This is a genomic window from Falsiroseomonas sp. E2-1-a20, from assembly GCF_051433195.1.
GTDB lineage: Bacteria > Pseudomonadota > Alphaproteobacteria > Acetobacterales > Acetobacteraceae > Falsiroseomonas.
Genome location: NZ_JBHMFT010000003.1, coordinates 210,357 through 236,079, shown reverse-complemented (window position 1 = coordinate 236,079; position 25,723 = coordinate 210,357). Strand labels below are relative to the sequence as shown.

Here is a 25,723-nt window from a genome sequence, read left to right as displayed (position 1 = left end):
TGGCCTCACGGCCGCCGGGACAGGCGGCCGTTCTGGCTGGTGAGAGTCGCCCCGCGCCCGCGCCCCGTCAAGCGTGACGCGCGTGAAACCGTCAGGCGGCGCCCACCGCGAGGATGGCCGCGCCCTTGGCCCCCGAAAGCGGGTTCTCGGCCGCCGGCAGGTCGTGCAGGTGGCAGGCCGAGACATGCCCCTCCCCCATCGCGTCCTTCACCGGCCGCAGCGGCGGCTCCTCCGTCCGGCAGCGGTCGAAGGCGTAGGGGCAGCGGGTGTGGAAGCGGCAGCCCTTGGGCGGGTTGATCGGGCTGGGCACGTCGCCCTTCAGGATCACCCGCTGGCGCTGGACGCCGGGGGTGGGCTGCGGCACGGCGGAGAGCAGCGCCTCCGTGTAGGGATGCTTCGGCGCCCCGAACAGGCTGCGCCGCGGCGCCACCTCCACGATCTTGCCAAGGTACATCACGGCGACCCGGTGGGTCATGTGCTCCACGATCGCCAGGTCGTGGCTGATGAACAGCATCGCCAGGCCGAGTTCCTTCTGCAGGTCCTGCAGCAGGTTGACGATCTGCGCCTTGACCGAGACGTCGAGCGCGCTGACCGCCTCGTCGCAGATGATCAAATCCGGCTCCCCGGCCAGGGCGCGGGCAATGCCGATGCGCTGGCGCTGGCCGCCGGAGAATTCATGAGGCCAGCGGTTGATGGCATCCTTCGGCAGCCGGACCTTGTCCATCAGCGCGACGAGCCGCGCCTCGAGGTCCGCGCTGTCCTTGGCGATGCCGAAGTTCCGGATCGGCTCCGCCAGGATGTCCCGCACCCGCATGCGCGGGTTCAGCGAGCTGAACGGGTCCTGGAACACCACCTGCATGCGCCGCCGCAGCGGCCGCAGCGTGCCGTTCGGCAAATCGTCGATCCGCTGCCCGTCCAGGATCACCTGGCCATCGGTCAGCGGGAACAGCCGCAGCAGCGCCTTGCCGACGGTGGACTTGCCGCAGCCGGATTCCCCGACCAGGGACAGCGTCTCCCCCTTCGCGATGTCGAAGGAAATACCGTCCACCGCATAGACCTTGGCGGTGACGCCGCCAAAGAAGCCGCCATGGATCGGGAAGTGCTTCTTCAGGTCGTTGACCTGCAACAGAGGCGTGTTCATGCCGCAAGGGCCCCCTCGCGCAGCGCGTAGTGGCAGGCCGCGACATGCCCCGGCGCCTTTTCCTCCAGCGCCGGCGCCACGTTGACGCAGAGATCGGTCGCGTGCGGGCAGCGGCTGGCGAAGACGCAGCCCGGGATCTTCTGCTTCAGGCTCGGCACCAGCCCGGGAATCTCCGAAAGCCGCTGCGCCTCCCCGGTCAGGGAGGAGCCCAGCTTCGGCACGGAACCCAGCAGCCCCTGCGTGTAGGGGTGCCGCGGGGAGGCGAACAGCGGACCCACCGCCGCCTCCTCCACCTTCTTGCCCGCATACATCACCACCACCCGCTCCGCCACTTCCGCTACCACGCCAAGGTCATGCGTGATCAGCACGATGGCGGCGCCGACGCGGTGCTTCAGGTCGCGCATCAGGTCCAGGATCTGCGCCTGGATGGTCACGTCCAGTGCCGTCGTCGGCTCATCCGCGATCAGCAGCTTCGGGTTGCAGGCCAGCGCGATGGCGATCATCACGCGCTGGCGCATGCCGCCCGAAAGCTGGTGCGGATATTCGCGCACGCGCCGCTTCGCCTCCGGGATGCCGACGAGGTTCAGCATCTCGACGGCCCGGTCCTCGGCCTGCTGCGCCGACATGCCTTGGTGCAGGCGCAACGTCTCGCCGATCTGGCGGCCCACCGTCAGGACCGGGTTCAGGCTGGTCATCGGCTCCTGGAAGATCATGCTGATCTCGTTGCCGCGGATCGCCCGCATCTCCTTGTCGGTCGCTTCCAGCAGGTTCTTGCCGTTGAAGCGGATGGCGCCGGCGATCTTGCCGGGCGGCTCCGGGATCAGCCGCAGGATCGACATGGCGGTCACGGACTTGCCGCACCCGCTTTCGCCCACGATCGCCAGTGTCTCCCCGGCATTCACATGGAAGGTGACGCCATCGACGGCACGGTTGATGCCGTCGGGCGAGCGGAAATGCGTCTGCAACGCATCGACTTCAAGCAGTGCCATGGTCCTACAGCCTCTTCGCCATGCGCGGATCGAGCGCATCGCGCAGCCCGTCACCCAGCAGGTTCACCGCAAGCACGGTGATGGACAGGAACAGCGCGGGGAAGAACACGATGTAGGGCTTCACCTGCCACAGCGCCCGCCCTTCCGCCATGATGTTGCCCCAGGAGGGGATGATCGGCGGCGTGCCCGCGCCGATGAAGGACAGGATCGCCTCCGTGATCATGGCGCTCGCGCAGATATAGGTCGCCTGCACCGTCAGCGGTGCCAGCGTGTTCGGCAGGATGTGCCGGATGATGATCATCGGCGTCCGCGTGCCCGAGGCCACCGCCGCATCGACATAGGGCTGCTCGCGCAGGGACAGCACCACGCCGCGCACCAGGCGCGAGACGCGCGGGATTTCCGCGATGGTGATCGCCAGCACCACGTTGCCCACGCTGCCGCGCGTCAGCGCCATCAGCGCGATCGCCAGCAGGATGGAGGGGATGGACATCATGCCGTCCATGATCCGCATGATGATGCTGTCCGCCACCCGGATGAAGCCGGACACCAGGCCGATGAACAGGCCGATGGCCGAGGCGCAGATGGCCACCGCGAAGCCCACGGTCAGCGAGACCCGCGCGCCATACAGGACTCGCGAATAGATGTCGCGGCCCAGCATGTCGCTGCCGAACCAGAACTGCGCCGAAGGCTCCCGCGTGCGCAGCGCCGGCGCCAGCGCCGTCGGGTCCTTGCTGGTCAGGAACGGCGCGAAGACGGCGATGAAGACCATCGCGAAGACCAGGAAACCGCCGATGGCGATGGTCGGGTTGCGCCGGATGAAGCCGAACACGCCACCGCGCGCACGAACGGGCGGCATGATGTCCCGCATCGGGACGGCGGCGTTGACTCCCGGAGGGAGAGTTGCGGTGCTCAATACCGGATCCTCGGGTCGAACAGAGTGTAGGCCAGGTCGATGGCAAGGTTGACCAGCACGTAGACGAAGCTGAACAGCAGGATGACGCCCTGGATCACCGGGTAGTCCCGCCGCAGGATCGCATCCACCGTCAACCGCCCAAGCCCTGGAATGGCGAAGACGCTTTCCGTCACCACGGCGCCGCCGATCAGCAGCGCGACGCCGATACCGATGACGGTGATGATCGGCACCGCCGCATTCTTCAGCGCATGCACGAACAGGATCGCCCGCTGGCCCAGCCCCTTGGCCTTGGCCGTGCGGATGTAGTCCTGTTGCAGCACCTCCAGCATCGTGGCGCGCGTGATGCGGGCGATCAGCGCGATGTACACCGACCCCAGCGCCACCGCCGGCAGGATGAGGTTCTGCAGCCAGGGCCAGAAGCCGCGCGCGAAGGGCGTGTAGCCCTGCACCGGCAGCCAATCCAGCTCCAGCGCGAAGATGTAGGCCAGCACATAGCCCACCACGAAGACCGGCACGGAGAAGCCGAGCACGGCGAAGCCCATCACCGCGCGGTCGATCCCCGTACCCTGCCGCCACGCGGCGAGCACACCCATCGGGACCGCGATCGACACCGCCAGGATCAGCGTGACGATCATCAGCGACAGCGTCGGCTCGATGCGCTGCTGAATCATCGTGCTGACCGGCAGGTTGGTGAAGATGGAAACACCCAGGTCACCGCGCGCGATGTCGAACACCCAGGCGCCGAACCGCACCAGGTACGGCCGGTCCAGGCCCAGGCTGGCACGGATGCGCTCCACATCGTCCGGCGTCGCCTGGTCGCCCGCGATGACCGCCGCCGGGTCGCCCGGGGCGATGTAGAGGAGCGAGAAGACGAACAGCGCCACGATCGCCATGACGGGGATGGTGGCGAGGACTCTTCGGACGATGTAGGCGAACATTCGCTTTATGGACCTTTCAGTTCAGCAAGTCGGCCGGGGCCGGCCCGTGGGCTGGCCCAGGCCTGGCAGGGTCAGGTCTTGTTGACGCCCCAGAAGAACGGCAGCGGACCCTTCTGGATACCGCTGACGTTGCTGCGCCAGGCTGTATAGCCCAGGAAGAAGCCGGTCGGCGCGTAGACCACGTCGTCGATGGCCGCCGTGTTGATCTTGTCCATCGCCGCCTTTTCCGCCGCCGCATTCGGCGCCGCGAACCACTCGGTCACGCCGTCCTCGACGCCCTTCGATTCCGGCCAGCCGAACCAGGCCTGCTGACCGGTGCCGCGCACCGCGTTGTAGGCGGCCGGGTTCACGCAGTCCGCACCGGCGTGCCAGGTGTGGAACATGCTCCACCCGCCCGAATTCGGCGGGTTCTTCATGGCGCGCCGCTGGCCCGTGGTGCCCCAGTCGGTGGCGACGAAATCGACGTTCATCCCCATCCGCTTCAGCAAATCCGCGGTGATGTCGCCCTGCGCCTTCGTGATGGGCTGGTCCTGCGCCACGATGCAGATCACCGGCTCGTTGTTGTAGCCGCCTTCCTGCAACAGGCGCTTCGCCAGGTCCATGTTGCGCGGACCCTTCAGGATGTCGCCGCCGGCTTCCGTGTAGGCCGGCGTGCCCGGCGTGAAGAAGCCCGGCAGCGCCTTCCACAGCGCATCGTCGGTGCCGACGAGGGCGCGCATGTAGTCCTCCTGGCTCATCGCCGCGAGAACCGCCTGGCGGATCTTCTTGGAGTTGAACGGCGCGTGCAGGTGGTTCATCCGAAAGCTGCCGATATTGCCGAGCGGATCGGCGATATCGAGCCGGATGTTGCGGTTGCGGCGCATCAGCGGCACCAGGTCGGTGATCGGGTTCTCCCACCAATCCACTTCGCCGTTCTGCAGCGCCGCCGCCGCCGTCGCCGGGTCCGGCATCACCACCCACTCGACGCGGTCGACGCCCATGACCTTGCCGCCGGACAGCCAGCTCGGCGTGCCCTCGCGCGGCACATATTGGTCGAACTTCTGGAACACGGCCGAGGCGCCCGGCACCCATTCGTTGCGCACGAAGCGCATCGGGCCGGAGCCGACATATTCATCGATCTGCGTGAAGCTGTCGAACTTCGTCGCGATCCGTTCCGGCATGATGAAGCAGATCGGCGTGTTGGTCTTGCCGAGCGCATACTTCAACTTCGGGTAGGGGCTGCCCAGCACCCAGCGGAAGGTGGTGTCGTCCACCGCCACCAGTTCCTTCTGGATGGCGCGCACCATCTGGCCCATCGGGTCGCGCGGCGCCCAGCGGGCGATGGAAGCGACGACGTCCTTCGCCAGGACCGGCGTGCCGTCATGAAAGCGCAGCCCGGCGCGCAGCTTGAAGGTCCAGGTCAGGCCGTCCTGGGAGACGGTCTCCCCCTCCACCATCTGCGGCAGCGGCTCGAGCTTGTCGTTCACGCCGTACAGCGTGTCCCACACCATGGCGGAGGCGTTGCGCACGACATACTGCGTGCCCCAGATCGGATCGAAATTGGCGAGGTTCGCCTGCGGCACGAAGCGCAGCGTGCGCGCCCGCGCGCCCTGCGACAGCGCCGGGGTACCGTACCCACCCGCCGCCGCCAGAGTGCCGGCGCCGATGCCGGCCTTGAGGAATGACCTGCGTTCCATTCTTTGAAGCCCCTTGTCCCAGACGCCCTGATTTCGGGCAGCCTGCCTTATCCCTGTGCGATGCGCCAGCGTCCCGGCTGGTTGAACATGGGACGGCGCACACAGTCCTGCTGCGTTGCACACAGCGTGCCACGCGGCCGGCTCAGGCGCGGCGCACGCCCCAGAACAGCGCGGGACCGCCCTTCACCACGCCCGTCAGGCTGCGCCGATAGGCCATGCGCGGCAGCACCTGGCCTAGCGGCAGGAACGGCACCTCCTGCCACACCACGCGCTGCATCTCCTCCGCGATGCGCTTCTCGGCCGCCAGGTCCGGCGCCTCGAACCAGGCTTCCCGCAGTTCCTCCAGGCGCGGAATCGTGGGCCAACCGGCCCAGGCCGCGGCGCCGTGGCCGCGGATCGGCTGGTGGCTTCCGGGCACGGAGACGTCGAAGCCCTCCCACGTCGTGCAGAAGGCGTTCCAGCCGCCCTGATCCGAGGGCCCGCGGTTGGTGCGGCGCTGGATATGCGTGCCCCAGTCCATCGCCTGCAGGTCGACGTTGAAGCCGATCCGGCGCAGCAGGTCGGCCGCCACCTCGGACAGGTTCTGCAGCACCGGGATATCGCTGGCGGACAGCATCGCGACGCGCTGCCCGGCATAGCCCGAAGCGCGCAACGCCGCCCGCGCCGCCTCCAGGTTGCGCGGCCCGGACAGCACCTCGAGCCCCGCATCATTCGCCAGCGGCATGCCTGGCGTGAAGGCGCCGGCCGGTACACGGGACATCTCCGGATCGGTGCCGATCGCGGCATCCATGAAGGCGCGCTGGTCCAGCGCCGGCAGGATGGCACGGCGCACCGCCGCATTGTCGAAGGGCGGGTGCAGGAAGTTGAAGCGCAGCACGCCGAGATTGCCGGCGCCGTTCACCAGATCCACCACGATGTCGCGGTTGCGGCGCAGCAGCGGCAGCAGGTCCGCCAGCGGCGTCTCCCACCAATCCACCTCGTTGTTCTGCAAGGCGGCGGCGGCGGTGGAGGGGTCGGGCATCACCCGCCATTCCACCCGGTCGAAATGTACCGGCTTGCCGCCGGCCAGGAAATCGCTCGGCTCGTCGCGCGGCACGTATTCATTGAACTTCGTGTAGATCACCCGGTCACCGGGCCGGAATTCATCCCGCACGAAGCGGAACGGCCCGCTGCCGGTGTAGTCCTGGATCTGCTGGAACGGGTCGGTCTGCGCCACCCGTTCCGGCATGATGGCGCAGATGTTGGCGGATGGCTTGCCGAGCGCGAAGGCCAGCCCCGGCCAGGCCTTCTTCATGCGGATCTCGAAGCGCGAGTCGTCCAGCGCCCGCATGCCGTCCAGCAGCCCGTCCAGCCGCTGCCCCAGCACGTCCCGCTTCGCCCAGCGCGCGATGGAGGCGACGCAGTCCCGTGCCAGCACCGGCGCACCGTCGTGGAAGCGCAGCCCCGGCCGCAGCGTGATCGTCCAGCGCCGTCCCTCGTCGGAGACCTCATGCCCCGCCGCCATCTGCGGCTTCGGCTGGAAGTTGGCGCCGAGGCCATACAACGTGTCGTAGATCATCAGACCGTGGTTGCGCACCACCACGGCCGTCGACCACACCGGGTCTATGTTCGACAGGTTCGCCTGCGGCACGAAGCGCAGCACGCCCGCCTGCGCCTGCGCCGAGGCCACCCGTGGCGCCGCCAGCCCCAGGCCGGCCGCCGCCATCATCCCACGCCGCGTGATCATCTGCGTCAGCCCTTGCCGATGTTCCAGAACACGGTGGCCGGCGCGCGGAACACGCCGGTGACGTTGCGGCGCCAGGCGCTCGGCTGCCAGTAGAAGCCGAGCGGGATGTAGTACATCGACTCCATCGCCTTGGCGTTCAACTGCTCCGCGATGCGCCGGCTTTCGGCGGGGTCGCCGGTCTGCACCCACTCCCCGCGAAGGCGCTCGATCTCGGGCTCGTCGGGCCAGCCGAACCAGGCATTCGCCGCGTTGGCGCGCAGGAACAGGTGGTACACCGGAAGCGCCAGCGACTGGCCGGAGGAGGTGGTGTGGATGATGCTCCAGCCGCCGCGCTCCACCGGCTCCTTGCTCGCGCGCCGCTGCACCAGCGTGCCCCAGTCGGTGGAGATCAGCTCCAGGTTCATGCCCAGGCGCGTCAGGATGTCCGCCGTCACCATCGACAGCGCGTTGATCTGCGGATAGTCGCCCGGCGCGATCAGCACGACCTTCTCGCCATTGTAGCCCGCCGCGGCGAGCGCGGCCTTGGCACGCTCGATGTTGCGCGTCTTCAGGATCTCGCTGCCGGATTCATTGGCCAGCGGCGTGCCGCAGGTGAACACGCCCTCGCACACGCCCCAGCCATCCGCGTCGTTGCCCGCAACCGAGCGCAGGTAGTCGCGCTGGTCCACCGCCATCGCCACCGCGCGCCGGATGGCGGGGTTGTTGAAGGGCGGCTGCAGCGTGTTGAAGCGGCAGACGCCATAGGTGCCGTCCAGCAGCCGCTGCTGCACCACCATCTCCCGGTTGCGCCGCATCAGCGGCAGCAGGTCGTGCAGCGGATACTCCCAGTAATCCTGCTCGCCCTGCATCATCGCGTTGGCGCTGGTCGCGGGGTCCGTGATGATGGTCCACTCGATGCGGTCGATGTTGGGCCGCCGGCCGCCGGCCAGACCGTCCACCACCTCGCCGCGCGGCACATAGGCGTCGTTCTTTGCCCACACCGCGCGCTGCCCCGGGTTCCATTCGCCCGGCACGAACTTGAACGGCCCGCTGCCCACGGTGTCGCGGATCTGCGTGAAGGCGTCCGTGCTGGCGATGCGTTCCGGCATGACGAAGCAGGGAAACTGCGTCTGGCCCAGCGCCATCGTCAGCAGCGGCACCGGCCGGTGCAGGCGGAAGCGGAAGCGGCGGTCATCCAGCGCCTCCACCTCCGCGACATTGCCGATCAGCACCTGCATGAACGGATCGCGTCGCGCCCAGCGCCTGATGGACGCCACCGCATCCTTCGCCAGCACACGTTCGCCATCGTGGAATGCGAGGCCCTCGCGCAGCGTGAAGGTCCAGGCCAGCTTGTCGTCCGAGACGGTCCAGCCTTCCGCCATCTGCGGCTGGATCTCGCCCTTGCTGTCCTGGGCGCAGATCTGGTCGTAGATCATGAAGGCGTGGTTCCGCGTCACCACCGCCGTCGTCCACACCGGGTCCACCGAGGTCAGGTTCGCCTGCGGGATCACCCGCAGGCTCCGCGCCGCCCCACCCTGCGCCGAGACCACGTTGGGTGCCGCCACCACCGCGGCCGAAGCCGCCATCAACCCACGCCGACCGATCATCTTCACTCTCCCGCCCGAGACTTGATGCCGAGGAAACTCAGTCGCGCTTGATGCCCCAATACAGCGCCAGCCCCGGCACGCGGCCGGACAGGTTGCTGCGCAGCGCGGTCAGCGACTTGTAGGCACCGACCGGGATGTAGGGCAGCTCGTCCATCGCCACCTCCTGCATCTCCCGCCCCAGGCGCTGTTCCGCCGCCAGGTCCGGCGCCTCGAACCACGCATCGCGCAGCTCCTCCAGCCGGGGGATCGAGGGCCAGCCGAACCAGGCGCCGGTGCCGTTGCCGCGCAGCGGGAAGTGCGCTGCCGGATTGGCGAAGTCGAAGGACGAGAATGCCGTGAACAGCATGCTCCAGCCGCCACTCTCCACCGGCTCGCGCGATGTGCGCCGCTGCACCGTGGTGCCCCAGTCGGTCAGCACGATGTCGGCGTTGAAGCCCAGCCGGCGCACCAGATCCGCGCCCACCTGCGTCATCGCCGACGGCGCCAGGATGTCGGTCGGCCCGATCAGCCGCATCGGCGCGTTGGTGTAGCCTGCCTCCCGCATCAGCGCCTTGGCACGATCCAGGCTGCGCGCGCCCATCAACGGCGCCATGCCGGCGTCGTTGGCCAGCGGCGTGCCGGGCGTGAAGAAGCCGGTCTCCGCGTTGAAATTGTCGGGGTCGGTGCCGACGATCGCCTGCATGAAGTCGGACTGGCTGATCGCCGGCAGCATCGCCTGGCGCAGCTTCTTGTCGTTGAACGGCGCGTGCAGGTGGTTGAAGCGCAGGATGCCGGTCAGCGGCAACGGGTCGATCGCCTCGATCCGTACGTTGCGGTTGCGGCGGAGAAGCTGCTGGATCTCGGGCGGCGGCTGCTCGTACCAGTCGATCTCGCCGGTCTGGATCGCCGCGGCGGCGGTCGCCGCGTCCGTGATGATGTGCCATTCGACGCGGTCGAAATTCGCGATCTTCGGCCCGGCCGTCAGGCTCGGCATGCCGCCCTGCACCGGCACGTAGTCCGGGTTGCGCGTGTACACCACCAGGCTGCCGGAATTGTATTCGTCCGGCTTGAAGCGGAACGGGCCGCTGCCCACCGCCTCGCGGATCTGCGTGAAGGCATCCGTGCTCGCGATGCGCTCCGGCATCACGAAGGCCGGGCTGTTGGAGACCTGCGCCAGCGCCGCGAACAGCAGCGGGAAGGGGCGCTTCAGGCTGAACTGCACGCGCTTGTCGTCGAGCGCGGACACCGCATCCGTCACCGTCGCCAGCTTCTGGCCGAACGGGTTGCGCTTCATCCAGCGGGACACGCTGGCGGCCACGTCGCGCGCCAGCACCGGCGTTCCGTCGTGGAACTTCAACCCGTCGCGCAGCGTGATGATGATGCGCCGCCCGCCATCCTCCGCGACATGGCCCGCCGCCATCTGCGGCTGCGGGCGGAACTGCGCGTCCATCCCGTACAGCGTATCATAGATCATGTGCCCGTGGTTGCGGGTGATGTTCGCCGTGGTCCAGATCGGGTCCAGGCTGGTCAGATTCGCCTGCGGCACCATCTTCAGGACGCGGTTCTGCGCCGGCTGCGCGATCGCGGCGTGTGGCAATGCGCTGGCACCGCCGATGGCAGCGCCTGTCTTCAGCAGTGTCCTGCGAAGCATCCTGTTCTCCCGTTCAAGCCATTCCCGGGAGGATCAGACCAGCCCTGGCCGCGTCCCGCAAGCCGCAAGCTAGGCGGGCGGTTGTCCATATGCCCCGGGCGGCTCCGGTGGCTCGGGGGGCACCGGAAGCTCCGGCGATTCGGTGCGGAGCGCAGAGACGCAGCCAAACCAGTCGCGGCCCGAGATGCCGGCATCCGGCACCGTCACGGACAGCACGCGCGTGCCCGGCCGGCTGTAGCGCAGCGTGCCGCCGGCCAGCAGCGCGCGGATGCGCCGTTCGCCCGCCGCATCCAGCCGCCGCGTCACGCGGGATTGGCTGGCGGGGAAGCGAAGCTGCCAATTGCCTTCCGCGCCGCGGAACGCCACCTGGCTGATCCGCCGCCCGCCCCGTGCTTCATAGGACAATTCGCGCCCCGGCCCCGCCGCCACCGCCAGCGTCGCCGCATCCTGCTCCAGCGATGCGCTGCACACCCCATTGGCGATGCTGAAGGACCAGGCGCCATCCGCCTGCGCCACCGGTTCCGCCGGCGCCGCGCGTGGCGGCAGCACCACGCGCGTGCCGACCGGCCGGGGCTGCGCACAGGCCACCACCAGTGCGGGCAGCAGGACGGGCAGCAGCAGCGCCAGGCGGCACGAAAACCTCATTCACCAGCCTCCACGACCGTAAAGCGCGACCAGCGCCCGGCCGCGTAGCGGGGCCCGTCACGGGACACCAGCGTGACCCGCCAGGCGTAGCCGCGCGCGGCCGTCACCGGTACCGCGTGCCGCCCCGACTGCGGCGCATAGCCCGAGAACACCTCCTGCCAGGCGCCTTCCTCCAGCCCCATCACCTCGACGAAACAGCATGGCGAGGCGGTGGTTGCCGCCGGCAGGCGCCAGCGCAGTTCCACGTCCAGTGGCAGCCGCGCCGCCGGCAGAAGCGCGCCGGGGACCGGGGCTTCCGGCTCCGGCGCCGCCAGCGCCGCCAGCCCAGGCACCGGCGTCTCACGCGCAGCGGGCCGCCCGCTTGGCGCCGGCAGCGCCCATTCGACAGTGCCGGGCCGTGGCAGCGGCGCGCCGTCCGGCACCCGGCCCAACCGGTGCGCCTGCGGCGCCTGGCCAGCGCGCGCGCCGATCGCGAGCGCCATCTCCCGATCCTCGAGGAAGAAATAGCGCAGCACCTCCTCCCCGCCGGCCTGGGAGACCGGGAACGGCGCCGCGACAGTCCGGCCGGCCGCGCGCAGGGCCGCGGCCAGCGCCTCTCCGCGCGCGGCGGCGTTCGCATCGCCGCGCGGATAGGTCAGCACGATGCGGGCCGGCGGGGCCACCGGCAGCGCCGGGACAACGTCCGGCGCCTCGGGTGGCACGACCGGCGGCGGCGTCGGATCGGGCTGGCCCTGGGCCTGCGCGACCGGCCTCACCTCCGACCCCGCGCCGCCGCGCAGCGCACCGGCCGAGCCCGGGCCGAGCATCACCCAGGCGCCCGCCGCGCCGATCAGTCCCAAGACCACGCCCGCGACCAGCCAGGGCAGGATGCCGCTGGACCGCTGCGCAGCGTTGTCCTGCGGCGCGGCAGCCGCCGCCGGCGGCGGTTCCGGCATGGCGTCCGGCACCTGCTCCGGTACCGCTTCCAGGACCGGCGGCGCCGATGCGGGGACGGGGGCGGCCGGCCGGGCCGGTGCCACGGCCGCGCGTGCGGGTTCGCTCACCCTCACCCGCACCGCCGACAGCGCATGCATGCCGGCGGCGCTGCGCACATGCTCGCCACTGACCGCTTCGGCCTTCTCCAGCCCCGCGGTGAACAGGCTGCTGCCGATCAGCACGTTCAGCAGCCGCGGCACGCCGGCCGATTCAAGCCCCAGCGCCGCCACCGCATCCGGCCCCATGCGAGAGGCCGGAACCTCCAGCGCCGCCAGCCGGGCCGCGACATACTGCGCCACATCCTCGGCCCGAAGCCCGGGCAGCCGCACCACCCGGTGCGGAACCTCCTCCAGCCGGGCCGCGAAGGAGGGCAGCGCCGCCAGCACCGCCACCTGGTCCGGCGCCGCCGCCAGGGCGGCCAGGCCGGCATCGTCGATGCGCCCGGCCTCATCAACCAGCAGGACCGCCGCGGCTTCCGCACCGGTGGCCGCATCGCCGAAGTCGAGCCGCTGCACCACCACGCCATCCGTGCGCAGGTCGCGTTCCAGCGAATCCAGCATCAGCGTCTTGCCGACCCCTGGGCCGCCGAGCAGCGCCACCACGCCGCTCCCCTGCCGCACCGCAGCCAGCAGCGCAGCCTCCGCAATTTCCCAGGCCGCATGCCGCAACAGCCGGCCCGGATGGGCGCCGCGGCCGGTCGGCGGTGGCGGGCCGGGTTCTGCGGCGACGGGCTGGCTGCACATGCGGGCTTCGAGACTTCTATCCGGTCGGGGTTGGCCTGCGGTCAGCCCACCGGCCGCGGTCCCGCAGGTCGCCCAAAACCTTGGGCGGATCCCGACCATATAGCTTCCGCATCCATTCCCGCAGCTTGTGCGGGATCAGGATGTTGTGCGCGGAGAACCAGGTCCCCGCGCCGGTCCGCCCTCGGACCTGGCCTCAGCCGCGCTGCACGTTCCAGAACAGCGGCAGCCCCTTCAGCACGCCGGTGATGTCGCGGCGGTAGGCGGTCGCCTGGAAATACTGGCCGAGCGGCAGGTAGGGCACCTCCTGGAACGCCACCTCCTGGATCTGCCGTGCAACCGCCTGCTGCGCCGCCAGGTCCGGCGCCTCGAACCACGCCGCGCGCAGTTCCTCGATCCGCGGGATGGTCGGCCAGCCGAACCAGGCCTGCTGGCCATGGCCGCGCAGGCTCTGGTGCACGCCCGGGTTGAACATGTCGAGGCCGGACCAGAAGGTGAAGAACATGCTCCACCCGCCCTTGTCGGGCGCCTCCCGGCTCGCCCGCCGCTGCACCACCGTGCCCCAGTCCGTCGAGACGTACTCGACGTTCATGCCGGCGCGCTGCAGCATGTCGTTGCCAACCTGCGCCAGCGCGTTCAGCGACGGGAAGTCGGACGCCGCGATCAGCGTCACCTTCTCACCGTTGTAGCCGGCGGCGGCGAGGTCCGCCTTCACCTTGTCCATGTTGCGCGCGCTGGTGACCGCCTGGACCCCGACGTCGGAGGCCATCGGCGTGCCCGGCGGGAAAAAGCCGATCCCCTCCCGCCACAGGCTGCGGTCGGTGCCGATCACCGCGGTCATGAAGTCCGCCTGGTTCACCGCGCCGAGCAGGGCGCGGCGCACCGCCGGCTTGTCGAAGGGGGCGTGCAGGTGGTTGAAGCGCGCGATCGCCATCAGCCCCGTGGGGTCCGGGATTTCCAGCACCACGTTGCGGTTGCGCCGCAGCAGCGGCTGCAGGTCGCCGGTCGGCTGTTCCCACCAATCCATCTCGCCGTTCTGCAGCGCCGCGGCGGCCGTCGCCGCATCCGGCGTCACGTGCCATTCCACGCGGTCGAACTTCGCCACCTTCGGGCCGGCGGTCCAGCTCGCCTCGCCGCCGGTGCGCGGCACATAGTCGGCGAAGCGCTCATAGACCACGCGGGCGCCGGCGATGCGTTCGCCCGCGACGAACTTGAAGGGGCCGCTGCCGATCAGCTCGCCGGTCATCGGCGTGCTCGGCGATTGGCTGGCCAGGCGCTCCGGCATCATGAAGGCGACGGGGGTGGAGGGCTTGCCCAGCGCCTCGAACAGCAGCGGAAACGGCTTCTTCAGCCGGAACAGGATGGTCTTGTCGTCGGTGGCCGTCAGCTCATCCGTCTGCGCCAGCAGGACCTGACCGAGCGCATCGCGCGCGCCCCAGCGGCGGATGGAGGCGACGCAGTCGCTGGCCTTCACCGGCGACCCGTCATGCCACTTCAGGCCGTCGCGCAGCGTGATGGTAACGCGCTTGCCGTCATCCTCCACCGTATGGCCCTGGGCCATCTGCGGCTGCGCCTTGTAGTCGGCGTCGAAGCCGTACAACGTATCCCAGATCATGTAGGCGTGGTTGCGGGTGACATAGGCGGTGGTGACGATCGGGTCCGTCACCGCCAGGTCGGCCTGGGGAATAAACTTCAGCACGCGCGATGCCGCGGCCGCGCCCTGGCCGTAGGCGGGCGCGCTCAAGGACCCGCCGAGGGCCGAGGCGCCCAGCGCCGCCCCGGCGCCGGTCATCAGATGACGTCGCAGCATTTTTCGATGGTCTCCCAAAGCCCGCGGCGATGCGCCGCGACATTCCCTGGCGGCGAAGGGAACAGGCTTCCGCCGCCCGATGCAAGGCCCGGTTTCAGGGACGGTGGCCGAAGCCCAGCGCCGGCTGTTCAGCCGTCTCCACCCAAACCGCCTTGGACTGCGTGTAGGCCGCCAGCGCCTCCTGCCCCGAGGACCTTCCATGCCCGCTGGCACCGAAGCCGCCGAAGGGGACGCTGACATGGATGGTGCCGTAGCCATTGACCCAGAAGCTTCCGGCCCGCACCCCCGCCGCCACCCGATGCGCCCGGCCGAGGCTTTGGGTCCACACCGCGCCGGCCAGGCCGTAGGGCGTGGCATTCGCCAGGCGCACCGCCTCCGCCTCGTCCTCGAACGGGATCGCAGCGACCACCGGGCCGAAGATTTCCGTCTGCGCCGCGCTGGATTCGTTCGTCAGTCCGGCAAGGATGGTCGGCATCACCCAGAACCCGTCCCGCGGCAGCGCCTCCGGCCGCGGCGCCGCCAGCGCCGCCGCACCCTCGGCCACGCCGGCCGCGACAAGCCCGGACACATGCGCGAATTGCCGCGCGGTCGCCACCGGCCCGGCCTCCGTCGCCCCGTCCAGCGGATCGCCCAGCCGGATCTTCGCAGATGCCGCGGCCATCATCTCCACGAAGCGGTCATGCACCGGGCGCTGCACCAGCAGGCGGGAGCCTGCGACGCAGCTCTGCCCGCTGCTCGCGAAGATCGCCTGCTGCGCGCCCTGCACCGCGGCCGGCAGGTCGGCATCCGCGAAGACGATGTTGGCCGACTTCCCGCCGAGCTCCAGCACGCAGGGGATCATCCGCGCCGCGCAGGTCCCGGCGATGCGCGCCGCACTGGCGGCGCCGCCGACGAAGGTCACCATCGCCACCTCCGGCGCCGCCAGCAGCGCCTCGCCGCTCGTGGCCCCCAGCCCCGCCACCACCTGCACCAGGCCGCGTGGCAGCCCGGCCTCGATCGCCAGAAGGCCGAAGGCGATGGAGGTCAGCGGCGTGTATTCCGAAGGCTTCAGCACCACGGCATTTCCCGCGGCAATGGCGGGCAGCACGTTCCAGCCGCAGGTGAACAGCGGCGCGTTCCAGGGCGTGATCGCCAGCACCACCCCCATCGGCTCGCGCCGGATGATGACGGTGTGGCCGGAGGGCACCGGCACCGTGCGGCCCTCGATCTTGTCGCACCAGCCGGCCCAGTATTCCGCCATCTCCGCGACGCGGGCCACCTGCGCCCGGCAGTCCCGCAGCGGCTTGCCGGCATTGGCGGATTCCAGCCGCGCCAGCGCCTCCGCATTCTGTCGGATCAGCCCGCCCAGCGCCCAGATGCGCCGCCCGCGTTCGGCCGCGGACAATGCCATCCAGGCCAACTGCGCCCGCGCCGCCCCGGCCGCCGCCTGCCGTGCCACGCCCGCCCCGGCATCGGCGTAGGAGATCATCGGCAGCCCGGTCGCCGGGTCCTCCAGGCCGACGGGCGCGCCCTGCCCGGCCAGCACCTCCCCCTCCACCACGCTACCGATGCGGCCGCCGAGCAGCCACGCCACCTCCGCCTCCAGCACCCGGCCCGCCTGGAACATCACGCGCCCTCCAGGATGGCCGCCGGGACCCGGTTGAAATCCGCGGCGTCCGAGGCTTCCGCCGCCTGCCACCGCGCGGCCGCCTGCCCGCAGACCGGCAGCGCCGCCCCGACGCTGTCGGCGAGTTCGAGGGCCAGCCGCACATCCTTGCGCATCAGCCCGGCGGAGAAGCCCGAATCGAAGCCCTCCGAGAGGATCCAGCGCGGAAAGTTCACCTCCGTCGCGGCAGACCGGCCTGACGCGGCATTCACCACCGCCAGCAGGTCCGCCGGCTCGACGCCCGCGAGGCGCCCGAGCCGCAGCGCCTCCCCGGCCACCGCCAGGTGGGTCGCCACCAGCAGGTTGTTCACCAGCTTCGCCACCTGCCCGGCGCCCGGTCCGCCGACATGGATCAGCTTCCCCGCCACGCGGTCCAGCGCCGGCCGCGCCCGCGCGATGGCATCGGCGTCGCCGCCCAGCATCATCGCAAGGCTGCCCGCCGCCGCCCCGGCTGGGCCGCCGGACACCGGCGCATCCAGGTAAGCCACGCCCCATTCCGCCGCCGCCTCGGCGAAGCGCCGCGCGGCAAGCGGGTCGAGGGTCGAGGTATCCGCCACCACGGCGCCCTTCGGCAGCGCCGGGAACAACGTGGGCAGCACCGCCTCCACCGCCCGGTCATGCGGCAGGGACAGGATCACCACGGGCGCCACCACCGCCTCGACCGAGGCCGCGGCCGCCACGCCGCGCGCCGCGGCCGCCGCGCAGCGGGACGCATCCAGGTCGAACCCGAGAACCTCGGCGCCGGTCTCCACCAGCCGCCCCGCCATCGCCAGGCCCATCTGGCCCAGCCCCACCACGCCGACCCGCATCCGACTCATTCCCCGCCAATCCGGGAGGAGGCTCGCAGCACGTCCCGGGCCGGGCAAGCTGCCGCGTTTTGGTCACGCTCGCATGGTCTACGCCGCTGCACCCTTGATGCCGTGCCGGGGTTCACGCCAGCCGGTGCCCCGCCATATCCCACGACCATGGAACGAACATGCCCGCACGCGCCGCCGAAGCCCTGATCGAGCGCGCCCTGGCCCGGCCCCTGGGCCCGCGCCGGGCCGCCGGCCTGGTGCAGTTCCTGCGCTTCGGCGTGGTCGGCACGGTGGGGTTCGTGGTGGATACGGCGGTGCTGTATGCCGGCCTGGCAGTGGGCCTCGGCCTGTACTCCGGCCGCGCAGTGTCCTACCTCGCCGCCGCCACCACCACCTGGGCGCTCAACCGCGCCTGGACCTTCCGGGCGGAGGGGCCGGCGCAGCCCCTGGCGCGGCAATGGGCGCTGTTCCTGGTGGTGAACCTCGTCGGCTTCGCCTTCAACTACGGCACCTACGCGGTGCTGATCGCCTTTGTCCCGGCGGTCGCCGCCGCCCCGATCCTCGGCGTCGCCGCCGGAGCGCTGGCCGGCATGGCCGGCAATTTCATCCTGTCCCGGCGCTTCGTCTTCGCCGCCCCCCGGAGCCCTTCCTGACCCATGGCCGAGCCCCGCATCGCCGTCCTGATCCCCTGCTACAACGAGGAAGTCGCCATCCCCGGCGTCGTCGCGGCCTTCCGCGCCGCACTGCCGACCGCCGCCATCCATGTCTATGACAACAACAGCCGCGACGGCACCGCGGCCGCCGCCCGCGCCGCCGGCGCCGAGGTCCGACGCGAACCGCAGCAGGGCAAGGGCCATGTCGTGCGCCGGATGCTGGCGGATGTGGAGGCCGACCTCTACGTGCTGGTCGATGGCGACGGCACCTACGACGCCGCCGCCGCGCCGGGCATGATCCGTCGCCTGCTGGAGGACAAGCTGGACCTGGTCACCGGCACGCGGGTGACGGAGGAGAAGGCCGCCTACCGGCCCGGCCATGTTCTCGGCAACCTGCTGCTCACCGGGATGGTCCGGCTGATCTTCGGCAACCGCATCAGCGACATGCTGTCGGGCTACCGCGTCTTCTCGCGCCGCTTCGCGAAGTCCTTCCCGGCGCTGGCCGAGGGCTTCGAGACCGAGACGGAATTCACCGTCCACGCGCTGGAATTGCGCATGCCGGTGGACGAAGTCCCCACCACCTACAGCGCCCGCCCGCCGGGAAGCACGTCGAAGCTCAATACCTGGCGCGACGGCTTCCGCATCCTGAACGCCATCCTGCTGCTGGTCCGCCGGGAACGGCCGCTGCCGTTCTTCGGGCTGATCGGCCTGGCGCTCGCCATGACGGGACTTGGCTTGGCGGTGCCGGTGGTGCAGACCTTCCTCGACACAGGGCTGGTGCCGCGGCTGCCGACCGCCGTCCTGTCGATGGGCCTGGTGCTGCTGGCCAGCCTGTCGCTGGCCTGCGGCCTCATCCTGGATACCGTCACGCGCGGCCGGCTGGAGGCGCGCCGAATGGCCTACCTCGCGATCCCTGCGCCAGATTTCGCGCATGAACACTTCAGCAATGACTCTTTCCGGAACTTTCCATGATGCAGTGTTTCCATCACGATTGTTTGTTGGTGCCGTCGCGCATGCTAAGAGCCGGATGAGCGGTGACTTCCCGTTGCAGTTTCGCACAGGGCACACGGACCATCCCATGTCAGGAACCGAGATGAGGCAGCTCCAGCAGGCGCCGGAGGCACGGCCGGCGGAGGCGCAGGCGGTTGATGCGCGTCCCACGGACTCGCGTCCGGCCGAGATCCGGCCCGTGGTGCCTGGCCTGTCCCTGCCGCCGCCCGCCGCGCCCTGCCTCGAGGATTTCCTGACGGGGCGGGAGGATGACCGCTTGCGCGACCTTCTCGCCTTCGCCATGGCGGTCGAGGCCGCCCGGCCGACGGACCCTGAGGCGATGCGCGGCAAGGCGGAGGCCGAGCTCCAGGCGCATGCCTTCCGCACCCTGCACAACCAGGCCGAGACCATCCGGCTGGAGGCGGCGCGTGAGCAGCTGTCGCGCAGCGGCCGGTCGCTCGGCTTCACGGGCAGCTTCGCCGCAAGCCTGCTGGCCCTGCTGTTCGGTGCCTCGATCCTCCTCGTGCTTTGGTCGCAGCGCGCCAACCTCATGCCATTGCTGCCGGCGGGGATCCTGTGAGCATGTCCCGCCCCATGCCGCTGCTGCCCGGCGCACAGGACCGTGCGCCCGATACCGTGCTGTCGCGCGCCATCGCGGCCAGCCGTCGGCAGCTCGTCGGCGTCGCGCTGTTCAGCGGCGTGGTGAACCTGCTGCAGCTCACCGTCTCGCTGTACATGATGCAGGTCTTCGACCGCGTCCTCGGCTCCCGCAGCATCGACACGCTGTACTACCTGACGGTGATCGCGATCTTCGCCCTGCTCATCATGGCGATCCTCGACGGCCTGCGCGGCCAGGTGATGCAGCGCCTGGCGTCCTGGATCGAGGGCAAGGTGGCGCCCGAGGCCTTCCTGCGCGCCATCGAATCCCAGCTCCGCGGCCGGCCCTACCGGATGGAGGCGCTGCGCGACCTCGGCGCCTGCCGCGCCTGGCTCGGCTCCCCCGCCTCGCTCACCGTCTTCGACGTGCCCTGGGTGCCGATCTACCTGGCCGTCATCTTCGCCCTGCACCCGATGCTGGGCTGGATCGCGCTGGCCGGCGCGGCGATGCTGTTCCTGCTGACTTTGGCCAATGAATGGGCCACCGGGTCACTGGTGCGCCAGGCCAGCACCGCCTCCATCACCAGCCAGCGCCGCGCGGAAAGCATGGTCCGCAACGCGGAGGTGATCGACAGCATGGGCATGGCGCCCGCCGTGCTCGCCCGCTGGCGCGAAGGCCTCGCCTCCTCCATGCCGCCGCAGGAACGCGCGGCGGACCGTGCCGCCATCCTGCTGTCGATCACCCGCTTCTCCCGCCTCGTTGTACAGGTCGGCGTGCTCGGCGTCGGTGCCTACCTGGTGCTGGAACAGCAGCTGACCGCCGGTGCCTCCATCGCCGCCTCCATCATCATGGGCCGCGCCTTGGCCCCGGTGGAACAGATGATCGGCGGCTGGAAGCAGCTGGTGCAGGCGCGCCAATCCTATCGCCGCCTGCTCGGCTTCCTGGCGCAGCCGCGCATCCGCCCGCCGGGCATGGCGCTGCCGGCGCCGGAGGGGCGCATCTCCGCCGAGCGCGTGACCTTCGGCTTCCCCGGCCAGGCGGTCGCCATCATCAAGGGCGTCACCTTCAACCTTGCCGCCGGCGAGAGCCTCGCCATCATCGGGCCGTCGGCCGCCGGCAAGACCACGCTGATCCGGCTGCTGATTGGCACGCTGGCCCCCGCCGCCGGCACCGTGCGGCTGGATGGCGCCGACGTCTTCACCTGGCAGCGGGAGGATTTCGGCCGCTACGTCGGCTACCTGCCGCAGGATGTGGAGCTGTTCGACGGCACGATAATGAAGAACATCAGCCGGATGCGGGAGGAACCGCCGGAGACGGTGTTCGAGGCCGCGCGGCTGGCCGGGTGCCACGAGATGATCCTGCGCCTGCCGCAGGGCTACGACACCGAGATCGGCGATGGCGGCCAGCACCTGTCGGGCGGCCAGCGCCAGCTCATCGGCCTGGCGCGGGCCATGTTCGGCAATCCGCGCTTCGTCGTGCTGGACGAGCCGAACTCCAACCTGGACGGCGACGCCGAGCAGGCGCTGATCCGGGGGCTGGAGGCGCTGAAGGCGAACGGCACCACCGTCATCCTGGTCTCCCACCGCCCGACCCTGGTGCAGGGCGTCGACAAGGTGCTGCTGCTGCGCGACGGCGCGGCAGAGGCCTTCGGCCCGCGCGCCGAGGTGCTGAAGCGCCTGGCCCAGGGCAACCGCCCGCAGGAAATCGTCCAGCAGGCCCGCACGGCCGGAGGCGAGCGATGAGCAGCAGCATCCCGATCGGCCAGATCGCCCCGGTTCCGGCACCGGTTCCGGCACCGGCGCCCGCGCCCAAGGGCCAGGCCCTGGCACCGCGGGCCGCCGGCGGCCCGCCCGCCCTCTGGCAGCCGCCCGAGGATGAGCTGATCCTGGACGCGCCGCGGCCACGCACCGGCGTGCCGATGACGCTCGGCTATTTCATCACCTTCGTCTTCGTCATCGGCCTCGGCCTCTGGGCCAGCCTGCTGCCGCTGGCCGAGGCTTCCATCGCCCCCGGCCTGCTGAAGGTGGAGGGCACCCGCCGTACCGTGCAGCATTTCGAAGGTGGCATCGTGCGCGACATCCTGGTGCGCGACGGCGACGTGGTCACCGCCGGGCAGGTGCTGATGCGCCTCGACCAGCCGCAGGCGGCGCAGACCACCGAAACCCTGCGCAGCCAGCGCTGGGCACTGCTGGCGCAGGATGCGCGGCTGGCCGCCGAACTCGACGGTGCGCGCGAGATCGCCTTTCCCGCGGACCTGCTCGCCTCGCGCGATCCGCGGGCGGTGGAGGTCGTCACCGGCCAGCGCGCGCTGTTCCAGGCGCGCAGCCAGGCGCTGGAAAGCCAGATGCAGGTGCTGCATTCGCGCATCGACCAGCACCGCGCCACCATCGCCTCCGCCGAGGGCCAGATGGACGCCCAGCGCCGCATGCTGGTGCTGCTGCGGGCGGAGGAGACCAATACCGCGCAACTGCTGCGCCAGGGCCTCGCGCGCCTGCCGCAGTTGCTGGCGCTGCAACGCCAGGTCGCCTCGGTCGACGGCAACATCGCGGACATCACCAACCAGATGGTCCGGTCCCGTGCCCAGATCGAGGAATCCGAGCGCGAGATGGAGCGCATCACCACCCAGCGCACCCAGGAAGCCTCCACCGAACTGCGGGAGGTCCGCGTCCGCCTCTCCGAGACCGACGAGCGGCTGCGCGCCGCGCAGGATGTCTCCACCCGCCTCGAGATCACGGCCCCCGAGGCCGGCACGGTGCTGAACCTGCGCGTCTTCACCGTCGGCGCCGTGCTGCGCCCCGGCGACCCGGTGCTGGACCTGGTGCCGACGCGCGACCGCATCATCGCGGAGGTGCATGTCCAGCCGAACGACATCGACGTGGTGCATAACGGCCTGCAGGCGGAGGTGCGCCTGCCCGCCTTCAAGCAGCGCCTGGTTCCCTTCCTGCACGGCCAGGTCACCTACGTCGCCTCCGACGTGACGGAGGATGAGCGTCGCGGCACCAGCTACTACCGCGTGCAGATCCAGCTCGACGAGGACCAGATCCGTGCGGTCGAGGGCATCACCCTGCGGGCCGGCATGGCGGTGGAGGCGCAGATCCAGACCGGCGAGCGCACCTTCGCCCGCTACATGCTGCAACCGCTGATCGACAGCTTCCACCGCGCGTTCCGGGAGCAGTAGTGATGTCGTTGCGCAACCGTTAGACTGCCGCCGAGACTTCCCAGGAGAGACACCATGACCGGCATTCCCACCGTCTTCGGCGACGGCATCATCGACGTCCATGTCGCCAGCGGCGTCGCCCGCATCACGCTCGGCGCGCAGACCGGCGCCACCAAGGACGGCAAGCCGGACCCCTCCGCCCTGGTGGTGGTGCCGGTCCTGCAACTGCCGAACCTGGCCCGGGTGCTGGTGGAGGTGACGCGCCAGCTCGAGGCCCGTGCCAAGGAAGCCGCGGCGGCCGCCGCCCCGGCGGAGCAGTCCAGCCAGCCCGACCAGGTGTCCGGCGCCTTCCGCTTCAACGGCTGACGGCATGCGGCGGCTCATCCTGGGGTCGCTGCTTGCCCTCCTCGTCGCGCCGCTGCCCGCCCTTGGGCTGGAGGCCCCGCTGGCCCGGGCCGCGGACTGGGCCGCCCCACCGCGCCCCACCCCGGGCCCGGCACGCAGCATCGGCACCACCAACCTCGGCTGCCTCGCCGGTGCCCTCGCCCTGCCGCCGGAGGGCCCTGGCTGGCAGGCGATCCGCACCTCGCGCAACCGCCACTGGGGCCACCCCGAGACCATTGCCCTGGTCGCGCACATCGCCGGCCGGGCGCGTGCCGCAGGCCTGCCCGATTTGTGGATCGGCGACCTGTCGCAGCCCCGCGGCGGGCCGATGCCCTGGGGTCATGCCAGCCACCAGTCGGGGCTGGATGCCGATATCTGGCTGGACCTGCGGCCGAAGCCGCGCGTGCCGGCGGCGCAGCGGGAGGACCTCAGCATCCCCTCCCTGGTCCGCGCCGATGGGCTGGATGTGGACCCGGCCCGCTGGACCGCCCGCCACGCCACCCTGATCCGCATTGCCGCCGAGGCGCCGGGCCTCGACCGGCTGCTGGTGAACCCGGCCATCAAGCGCCGGCTCTGTGCCGATCACCGCGGCGCCGCCTGGTTGCGCCAGGTCCGGCCCTGGCGTGGCCATGACAGCCACATGCATCTGCGGCTGCGCTGCCCAGCCGGCGAGGCCGAATGCCGGGGCATCGCGCCGCCGCCGCCCGGCGATGGCTGCGACGCCTCGCTCGACTGGTGGTTCTCGGAGGAAGCCCGCAACCCGCCCCGCCGGCCACCCGCGCGCCCGACCCCGCCACCACGGCTGCCCCTGGCCTGCGCCGCGGTCCTGGCCTCCCCCTGACCGAACCGGCGGCAGCCTGCCTGATTCCGCAGCAGCTTTCGCCTTGGAACGTCCGACAACCCACCCGCGACGCCGCCTGGCTGCTTGCGCCGGAGCCTTGCTCTGTCGCACACAGGACCGTGCGCAACAGGCCCGCCGGTGGCGGGTCCGGGGAATCCGAATGGAACGACCTTTCGTCGAAATCAGCGGCGTCGCCATGCGCTATGGCGGCATGGAGGGTACGCTCGCGCTACAGGGGGCGACGCTTTCTGTGGGCAAGGGCGAGTTCATCGCCGTCGTTGGACCCTCCGGCTGCGGCAAGTCGACCCTCATGCGCCTGGTCACCGGCCTGTGGCCCGCCAGCGCCGGCACGCTGCTGGTGGCGGGGCAGGAAGTGGATGGTCCGCTGTCCATCGCCGGCATGGCCTTCCAGAACCCCACTTTGCTGCCCTGGCGCAACATCATCGACAACGTGATGCTGCCGCTGGAGGTGGTGGAGCCGCATCGCCGCCTGCTGCGCGGCCAGCGCAGCATGTATGAGCAGAAGGCGCAGGACCTGCTGAAGCTCGTCGGCCTCGGCGGCTTCGACAAGAAATTCCCCTACGAGCTTTCGGGCGGCATGCAGCAGCGCGCCAGCCTGTGCCGCGCGCTGATCCACGAACCGGCCCTTCTGATGCTGGACGAGCCCTTCGCCGCGCTCGATATCTTCACGCGGGAGGATCTGTGGGCGGTGCTCCAGGGCGTCTGGATGGCGCGGAAGCCGACGGTGATCCTGGTGACGCATGACCTGCGGGAGGCCGCCTACCTGGCGGACCGCGTGCTGGTCATGTCCTCCCGCCCCGGCCGCATCATCGCGGAGCGCGTGGTGGATTTGCCGCGGCCGCGCACGCTGGAGACCACCTACACGCCGGATTTCGTCGGCCTGGTGCATGATCTGCGGGAACACATCAGCGCGGCCCGCAAGGGCGAGGAGGTTGTCCATGGCCAGTGACGTCGCAATCCCGGCGCCCGCCACGGCGAAACCCGCCCCGGCCCGTGCCGACGCCACGATGTCGCCGGAGGCGATGCGCCGCCTGCAGGCCATGGCGCTGGCCCAGCGACGCCGCCGCCGGCTCCAGGCCTGGCTGCCCTGGCTGGTCATCATCGGCATGTTCGTCGTGTGGGAAGCCGGGGTGAAGGCGTTCAACGTGCAGCAATTCGTGCTGCCGGCGCCGACCGACATCGCCGCCAGCATGGTAAAGTGGTGGGTGCCGCTGCTGGACAATTCCTGGCAGACGCTGATGACGACGCTGATCGGCTTCGGGCTGGCCGTGGTGTTCGGCCTGCTGCTCGGCGTCGCCATCGGCAGTTCGTCGCTGCTCTACCATGGCCTCTATCCGCTGCTGATCGGCTTCAACTCCGTCCCCAAGGTCGCCGTGGTGCCGATCCTGGTGATCTGGTTCGGCATCGGCACGGTTCCGGCCGTCATCACCGCCTTCATGATCAGCTTCTTCCCGATCGTGGTGAACGTCGCCACCGGCATCGCGACGGTGGAGCCGGAGCTGCGCGACGTGCTGCGCGCGCTCGGCGCAAAGCCCTCCGACATCATCCGCAAGGTCGGCCTGCCGCGGGCGATGCCGTATTTCTTCGCCTCGCTGAAGATCGCCATCACCGTCGCCTTCGTCGGCTCCATCATCGCGGAGACGGTGGCCGCCAACAAAGGCATTGGCCACCTGATGATCCTGGCCTCGTCGCGCTTCGACGTGCCTCTGGTCTTCGCCGGGCTGATCGTCACCGCGATCATGGGCGTCGCGATGTATGTCGCCGCCGTGGCCATCGAGAACCGCACGACGGGCTGGGCGATGCGCGGCCAGAACGACCAGCAGATCACCGTGGCCGGCGTCTGACCGCCGCCCCCCTTGCCTGGGAAC

Annotated in this window: 22 protein-coding genes; 9 read left to right on the top strand and 13 right to left on the bottom strand. The window is 70.5% G+C overall.

Going from position 1 to position 25,723, the window contains the following annotated elements:
* Nucleotides 1-91: 91 nt before the first annotated feature.
* The 13 genes from ACFHPP_RS05665 to ACFHPP_RS05605 form a co-directional block, all read right to left on the bottom strand.
* Entirely contained in the window at nt 92-1,141 is a 1,050-nt protein-coding gene (locus ACFHPP_RS05665) for an ABC transporter ATP-binding protein (protein ID WP_437162292.1), read from the bottom strand.
* Nucleotides 1,138-2,130, bottom strand: coding sequence for an ABC transporter ATP-binding protein (locus tag ACFHPP_RS05660; protein WP_437162291.1), 993 nt, complete (start codon nt 2,128-2,130; stop codon nt 1,138-1,140). The genes ACFHPP_RS05665 and ACFHPP_RS05660 overlap by 4 nt, the downstream gene beginning before the upstream one ends.
* 4 nt (nt 2,131-2,134) lie before the next feature.
* The gene (locus tag ACFHPP_RS05655) at nt 2,135-3,043 is read right to left on the bottom strand and encodes an ABC transporter permease (RefSeq protein WP_437162290.1); all 909 of its coding nucleotides are present in this window, start codon (nt 3,041-3,043) and stop codon (nt 2,135-2,137) included.
* Nucleotides 3,040-3,981 carry an ABC transporter permease gene (locus tag ACFHPP_RS05650; protein WP_437162289.1) on the bottom strand — a complete coding sequence of 314 codons (942 nt, stop codon included), beginning with the start codon at nt 3,979-3,981 and terminating at the stop codon, nt 3,040-3,042. Before ACFHPP_RS05650 ends, ACFHPP_RS05655 begins: the two co-directional genes overlap by 4 nt.
* A gap of 71 nt (nt 3,982-4,052) precedes the next feature.
* On the bottom strand, nt 4,053-5,657 hold the full coding sequence (locus ACFHPP_RS05645) for an ABC transporter substrate-binding protein (protein WP_437162288.1): 1,605 nt from the start codon (nt 5,655-5,657) through the stop codon (nt 4,053-4,055).
* Between the two features lie 142 nt (nt 5,658-5,799).
* Nucleotides 5,800-7,383, bottom strand: a complete 1,584-nt coding sequence (locus tag ACFHPP_RS05640) for an ABC transporter substrate-binding protein (protein ID WP_437162287.1) — start codon at nt 7,381-7,383, stop codon at nt 5,800-5,802.
* Between the two features lie 5 nt (nt 7,384-7,388).
* Nucleotides 7,389-8,969 (bottom strand): ABC transporter substrate-binding protein, encoded by a 1,581-nt coding sequence (locus tag ACFHPP_RS05635; protein ID WP_437162286.1) that lies wholly within the window; start codon nt 8,967-8,969, stop codon nt 7,389-7,391.
* 37 nt (nt 8,970-9,006) lie between these two features.
* Nucleotides 9,007-10,599 (bottom strand): ABC transporter substrate-binding protein, encoded by a 1,593-nt coding sequence (locus tag ACFHPP_RS05630; RefSeq protein ID WP_437162285.1) that lies wholly within the window; start codon nt 10,597-10,599, stop codon nt 9,007-9,009.
* 69 nt (nt 10,600-10,668) lie between these two features.
* On the bottom strand, nt 10,669-11,244 hold the full coding sequence (locus ACFHPP_RS05625; RefSeq protein WP_437162284.1) for a hypothetical protein: 576 nt from the start codon (nt 11,242-11,244) through the stop codon (nt 10,669-10,671).
* Nucleotides 11,241-12,962, bottom strand: coding sequence for a hypothetical protein (locus ACFHPP_RS05620; RefSeq protein WP_437162283.1), 1,722 nt, complete (start codon nt 12,960-12,962; stop codon nt 11,241-11,243). Before ACFHPP_RS05620 ends, ACFHPP_RS05625 begins: the two co-directional genes overlap by 4 nt.
* 193 nt (nt 12,963-13,155) lie before the next feature.
* Nucleotides 13,156-14,769, bottom strand: coding sequence for an ABC transporter substrate-binding protein (locus ACFHPP_RS05615; RefSeq protein WP_437162282.1), 1,614 nt, complete (start codon nt 14,767-14,769; stop codon nt 13,156-13,158).
* 94 nt (nt 14,770-14,863) lie between these two features.
* Complete coding sequence (locus ACFHPP_RS05610) at nt 14,864-16,375, bottom strand: aldehyde dehydrogenase family protein (protein ID WP_437162281.1); 1,512 nt, start codon at nt 16,373-16,375, stop codon at nt 14,864-14,866.
* Nucleotides 16,375-17,232: an NAD(P)-dependent oxidoreductase gene (locus tag ACFHPP_RS05605; RefSeq protein ID WP_437162280.1), complete on the bottom strand. Its 858-nt coding sequence runs from the start codon at nt 17,230-17,232 to the stop codon at nt 16,375-16,377. The genes ACFHPP_RS05610 and ACFHPP_RS05605 overlap by 1 nt, the downstream gene beginning before the upstream one ends.
* A 158-nt stretch (nt 17,233-17,390) precedes the next feature.
* Between ACFHPP_RS05605 and ACFHPP_RS05600 the strand changes: the two genes are divergently transcribed.
* The 9 genes from ACFHPP_RS05600 to ACFHPP_RS05560 all read left to right on the top strand — a co-directional run bounded on the left by ACFHPP_RS05600 (nt 17,391) and on the right by ACFHPP_RS05560 (nt 25,699).
* Entirely contained in the window at nt 17,391-17,864 is a 474-nt protein-coding gene (locus ACFHPP_RS05600) for a GtrA family protein (RefSeq protein WP_437162279.1), read from the top strand.
* Nucleotides 17,865-17,867: 3 nt separating this feature from the next.
* Nucleotides 17,868-18,836, top strand: a complete 969-nt coding sequence (locus ACFHPP_RS05595; protein ID WP_437162278.1) for a glycosyltransferase — start codon at nt 17,868-17,870, stop codon at nt 18,834-18,836.
* A gap of 121 nt (nt 18,837-18,957) precedes the next feature.
* Nucleotides 18,958-19,434, top strand: coding sequence for a hypothetical protein (locus tag ACFHPP_RS05590; protein ID WP_437162277.1), 477 nt, complete (start codon nt 18,958-18,960; stop codon nt 19,432-19,434).
* A gap of 2 nt (nt 19,435-19,436) precedes the next feature.
* Nucleotides 19,437-21,194, top strand: a complete 1,758-nt coding sequence (locus ACFHPP_RS05585; protein WP_437162276.1) for a type I secretion system permease/ATPase — start codon at nt 19,437-19,439, stop codon at nt 21,192-21,194.
* On the top strand, nt 21,191-22,630 hold the full coding sequence (locus ACFHPP_RS05580) for an HlyD family type I secretion periplasmic adaptor subunit (RefSeq protein WP_437162275.1): 1,440 nt from the start codon (nt 21,191-21,193) through the stop codon (nt 22,628-22,630). The genes ACFHPP_RS05585 and ACFHPP_RS05580 overlap by 4 nt, the downstream gene beginning before the upstream one ends.
* Before the next feature lie 54 nt (nt 22,631-22,684).
* Nucleotides 22,685-22,975: a hypothetical protein gene (locus ACFHPP_RS05575; protein ID WP_437162274.1), complete on the top strand. Its 291-nt coding sequence runs from the start codon at nt 22,685-22,687 to the stop codon at nt 22,973-22,975.
* 4 nt (nt 22,976-22,979) lie between these two features.
* Nucleotides 22,980-23,834, top strand: coding sequence for a penicillin-insensitive murein endopeptidase (mepA, locus tag ACFHPP_RS05570; RefSeq protein WP_437162273.1), 855 nt, complete (start codon nt 22,980-22,982; stop codon nt 23,832-23,834).
* A gap of 160 nt (nt 23,835-23,994) precedes the next feature.
* Nucleotides 23,995-24,804 (top strand): ABC transporter ATP-binding protein, encoded by an 810-nt coding sequence (locus tag ACFHPP_RS05565; protein WP_430671043.1) that lies wholly within the window; start codon nt 23,995-23,997, stop codon nt 24,802-24,804.
* Entirely contained in the window at nt 24,794-25,699 is a 906-nt protein-coding gene (locus ACFHPP_RS05560; RefSeq protein WP_437162272.1) for an ABC transporter permease, read from the top strand. The genes ACFHPP_RS05565 and ACFHPP_RS05560 overlap by 11 nt, the downstream gene beginning before the upstream one ends.
* Nucleotides 25,700-25,723: the final 24 nt, after the last annotated feature.

Coding starts and splice junctions, on each gene's coding strand:
- ACFHPP_RS05665 (WP_437162292.1), bottom strand. CDS start 1,141: ATGAACACGCCTCTGTTGCAGGTCAACGACCTGAAGAAGCACTTCCCG.
- ACFHPP_RS05660 (WP_437162291.1), bottom strand. CDS start 2,130: ATGGCACTGCTTGAAGTCGATGCGTTGCAGACGCATTTCCGCTCGCCC.
- ACFHPP_RS05650 (WP_437162289.1), bottom strand. CDS start 3,981: ATGTTCGCCTACATCGTCCGAAGAGTCCTCGCCACCATCCCCGTCATG.
- ACFHPP_RS05645 (WP_437162288.1), bottom strand. CDS start 5,657: ATGGAACGCAGGTCATTCCTCAAGGCCGGCATCGGCGCCGGCACTCTG.
- ACFHPP_RS05640 (WP_437162287.1), bottom strand. CDS start 7,383: ATGATCACGCGGCGTGGGATGATGGCGGCGGCCGGCCTGGGGCTGGCG.
- ACFHPP_RS05635 (WP_437162286.1), bottom strand. CDS start 8,969: ATGATCGGTCGGCGTGGGTTGATGGCGGCTTCGGCCGCGGTGGTGGCG.
- ACFHPP_RS05630 (WP_437162285.1), bottom strand. CDS start 10,599: ATGCTTCGCAGGACACTGCTGAAGACAGGCGCTGCCATCGGCGGTGCC.
- ACFHPP_RS05625 (WP_437162284.1), bottom strand. CDS start 11,244: ATGAGGTTTTCGTGCCGCCTGGCGCTGCTGCTGCCCGTCCTGCTGCCC.
- ACFHPP_RS05620 (WP_437162283.1), bottom strand. CDS start 12,962: ATGTGCAGCCAGCCCGTCGCCGCAGAACCCGGCCCGCCACCGCCGACC.
- ACFHPP_RS05615 (WP_437162282.1), bottom strand. CDS start 14,769: ATGCTGCGACGTCATCTGATGACCGGCGCCGGGGCGGCGCTGGGCGCC.
- ACFHPP_RS05610 (WP_437162281.1), bottom strand. CDS start 16,375: ATGTTCCAGGCGGGCCGGGTGCTGGAGGCGGAGGTGGCGTGGCTGCTC.
- ACFHPP_RS05605 (WP_437162280.1), bottom strand. CDS start 17,232: ATGAGTCGGATGCGGGTCGGCGTGGTGGGGCTGGGCCAGATGGGCCTG.
- ACFHPP_RS05600 (WP_437162279.1), top strand. CDS start 17,391: ATGCCCGCACGCGCCGCCGAAGCCCTGATCGAGCGCGCCCTGGCCCGG.
- ACFHPP_RS05595 (WP_437162278.1), top strand. CDS start 17,868: ATGGCCGAGCCCCGCATCGCCGTCCTGATCCCCTGCTACAACGAGGAA.
- ACFHPP_RS05590 (WP_437162277.1), top strand. CDS start 18,958: ATGAGGCAGCTCCAGCAGGCGCCGGAGGCACGGCCGGCGGAGGCGCAG.
- ACFHPP_RS05585 (WP_437162276.1), top strand. CDS start 19,437: ATGTCCCGCCCCATGCCGCTGCTGCCCGGCGCACAGGACCGTGCGCCC.
- ACFHPP_RS05580 (WP_437162275.1), top strand. CDS start 21,191: ATGAGCAGCAGCATCCCGATCGGCCAGATCGCCCCGGTTCCGGCACCG.
- ACFHPP_RS05575 (WP_437162274.1), top strand. CDS start 22,685: ATGACCGGCATTCCCACCGTCTTCGGCGACGGCATCATCGACGTCCAT.
- mepA (WP_437162273.1), top strand. CDS start 22,980: ATGCGGCGGCTCATCCTGGGGTCGCTGCTTGCCCTCCTCGTCGCGCCG.
- ACFHPP_RS05565 (WP_430671043.1), top strand. CDS start 23,995: ATGGAACGACCTTTCGTCGAAATCAGCGGCGTCGCCATGCGCTATGGC.
- ACFHPP_RS05560 (WP_437162272.1), top strand. CDS start 24,794: ATGGCCAGTGACGTCGCAATCCCGGCGCCCGCCACGGCGAAACCCGCC.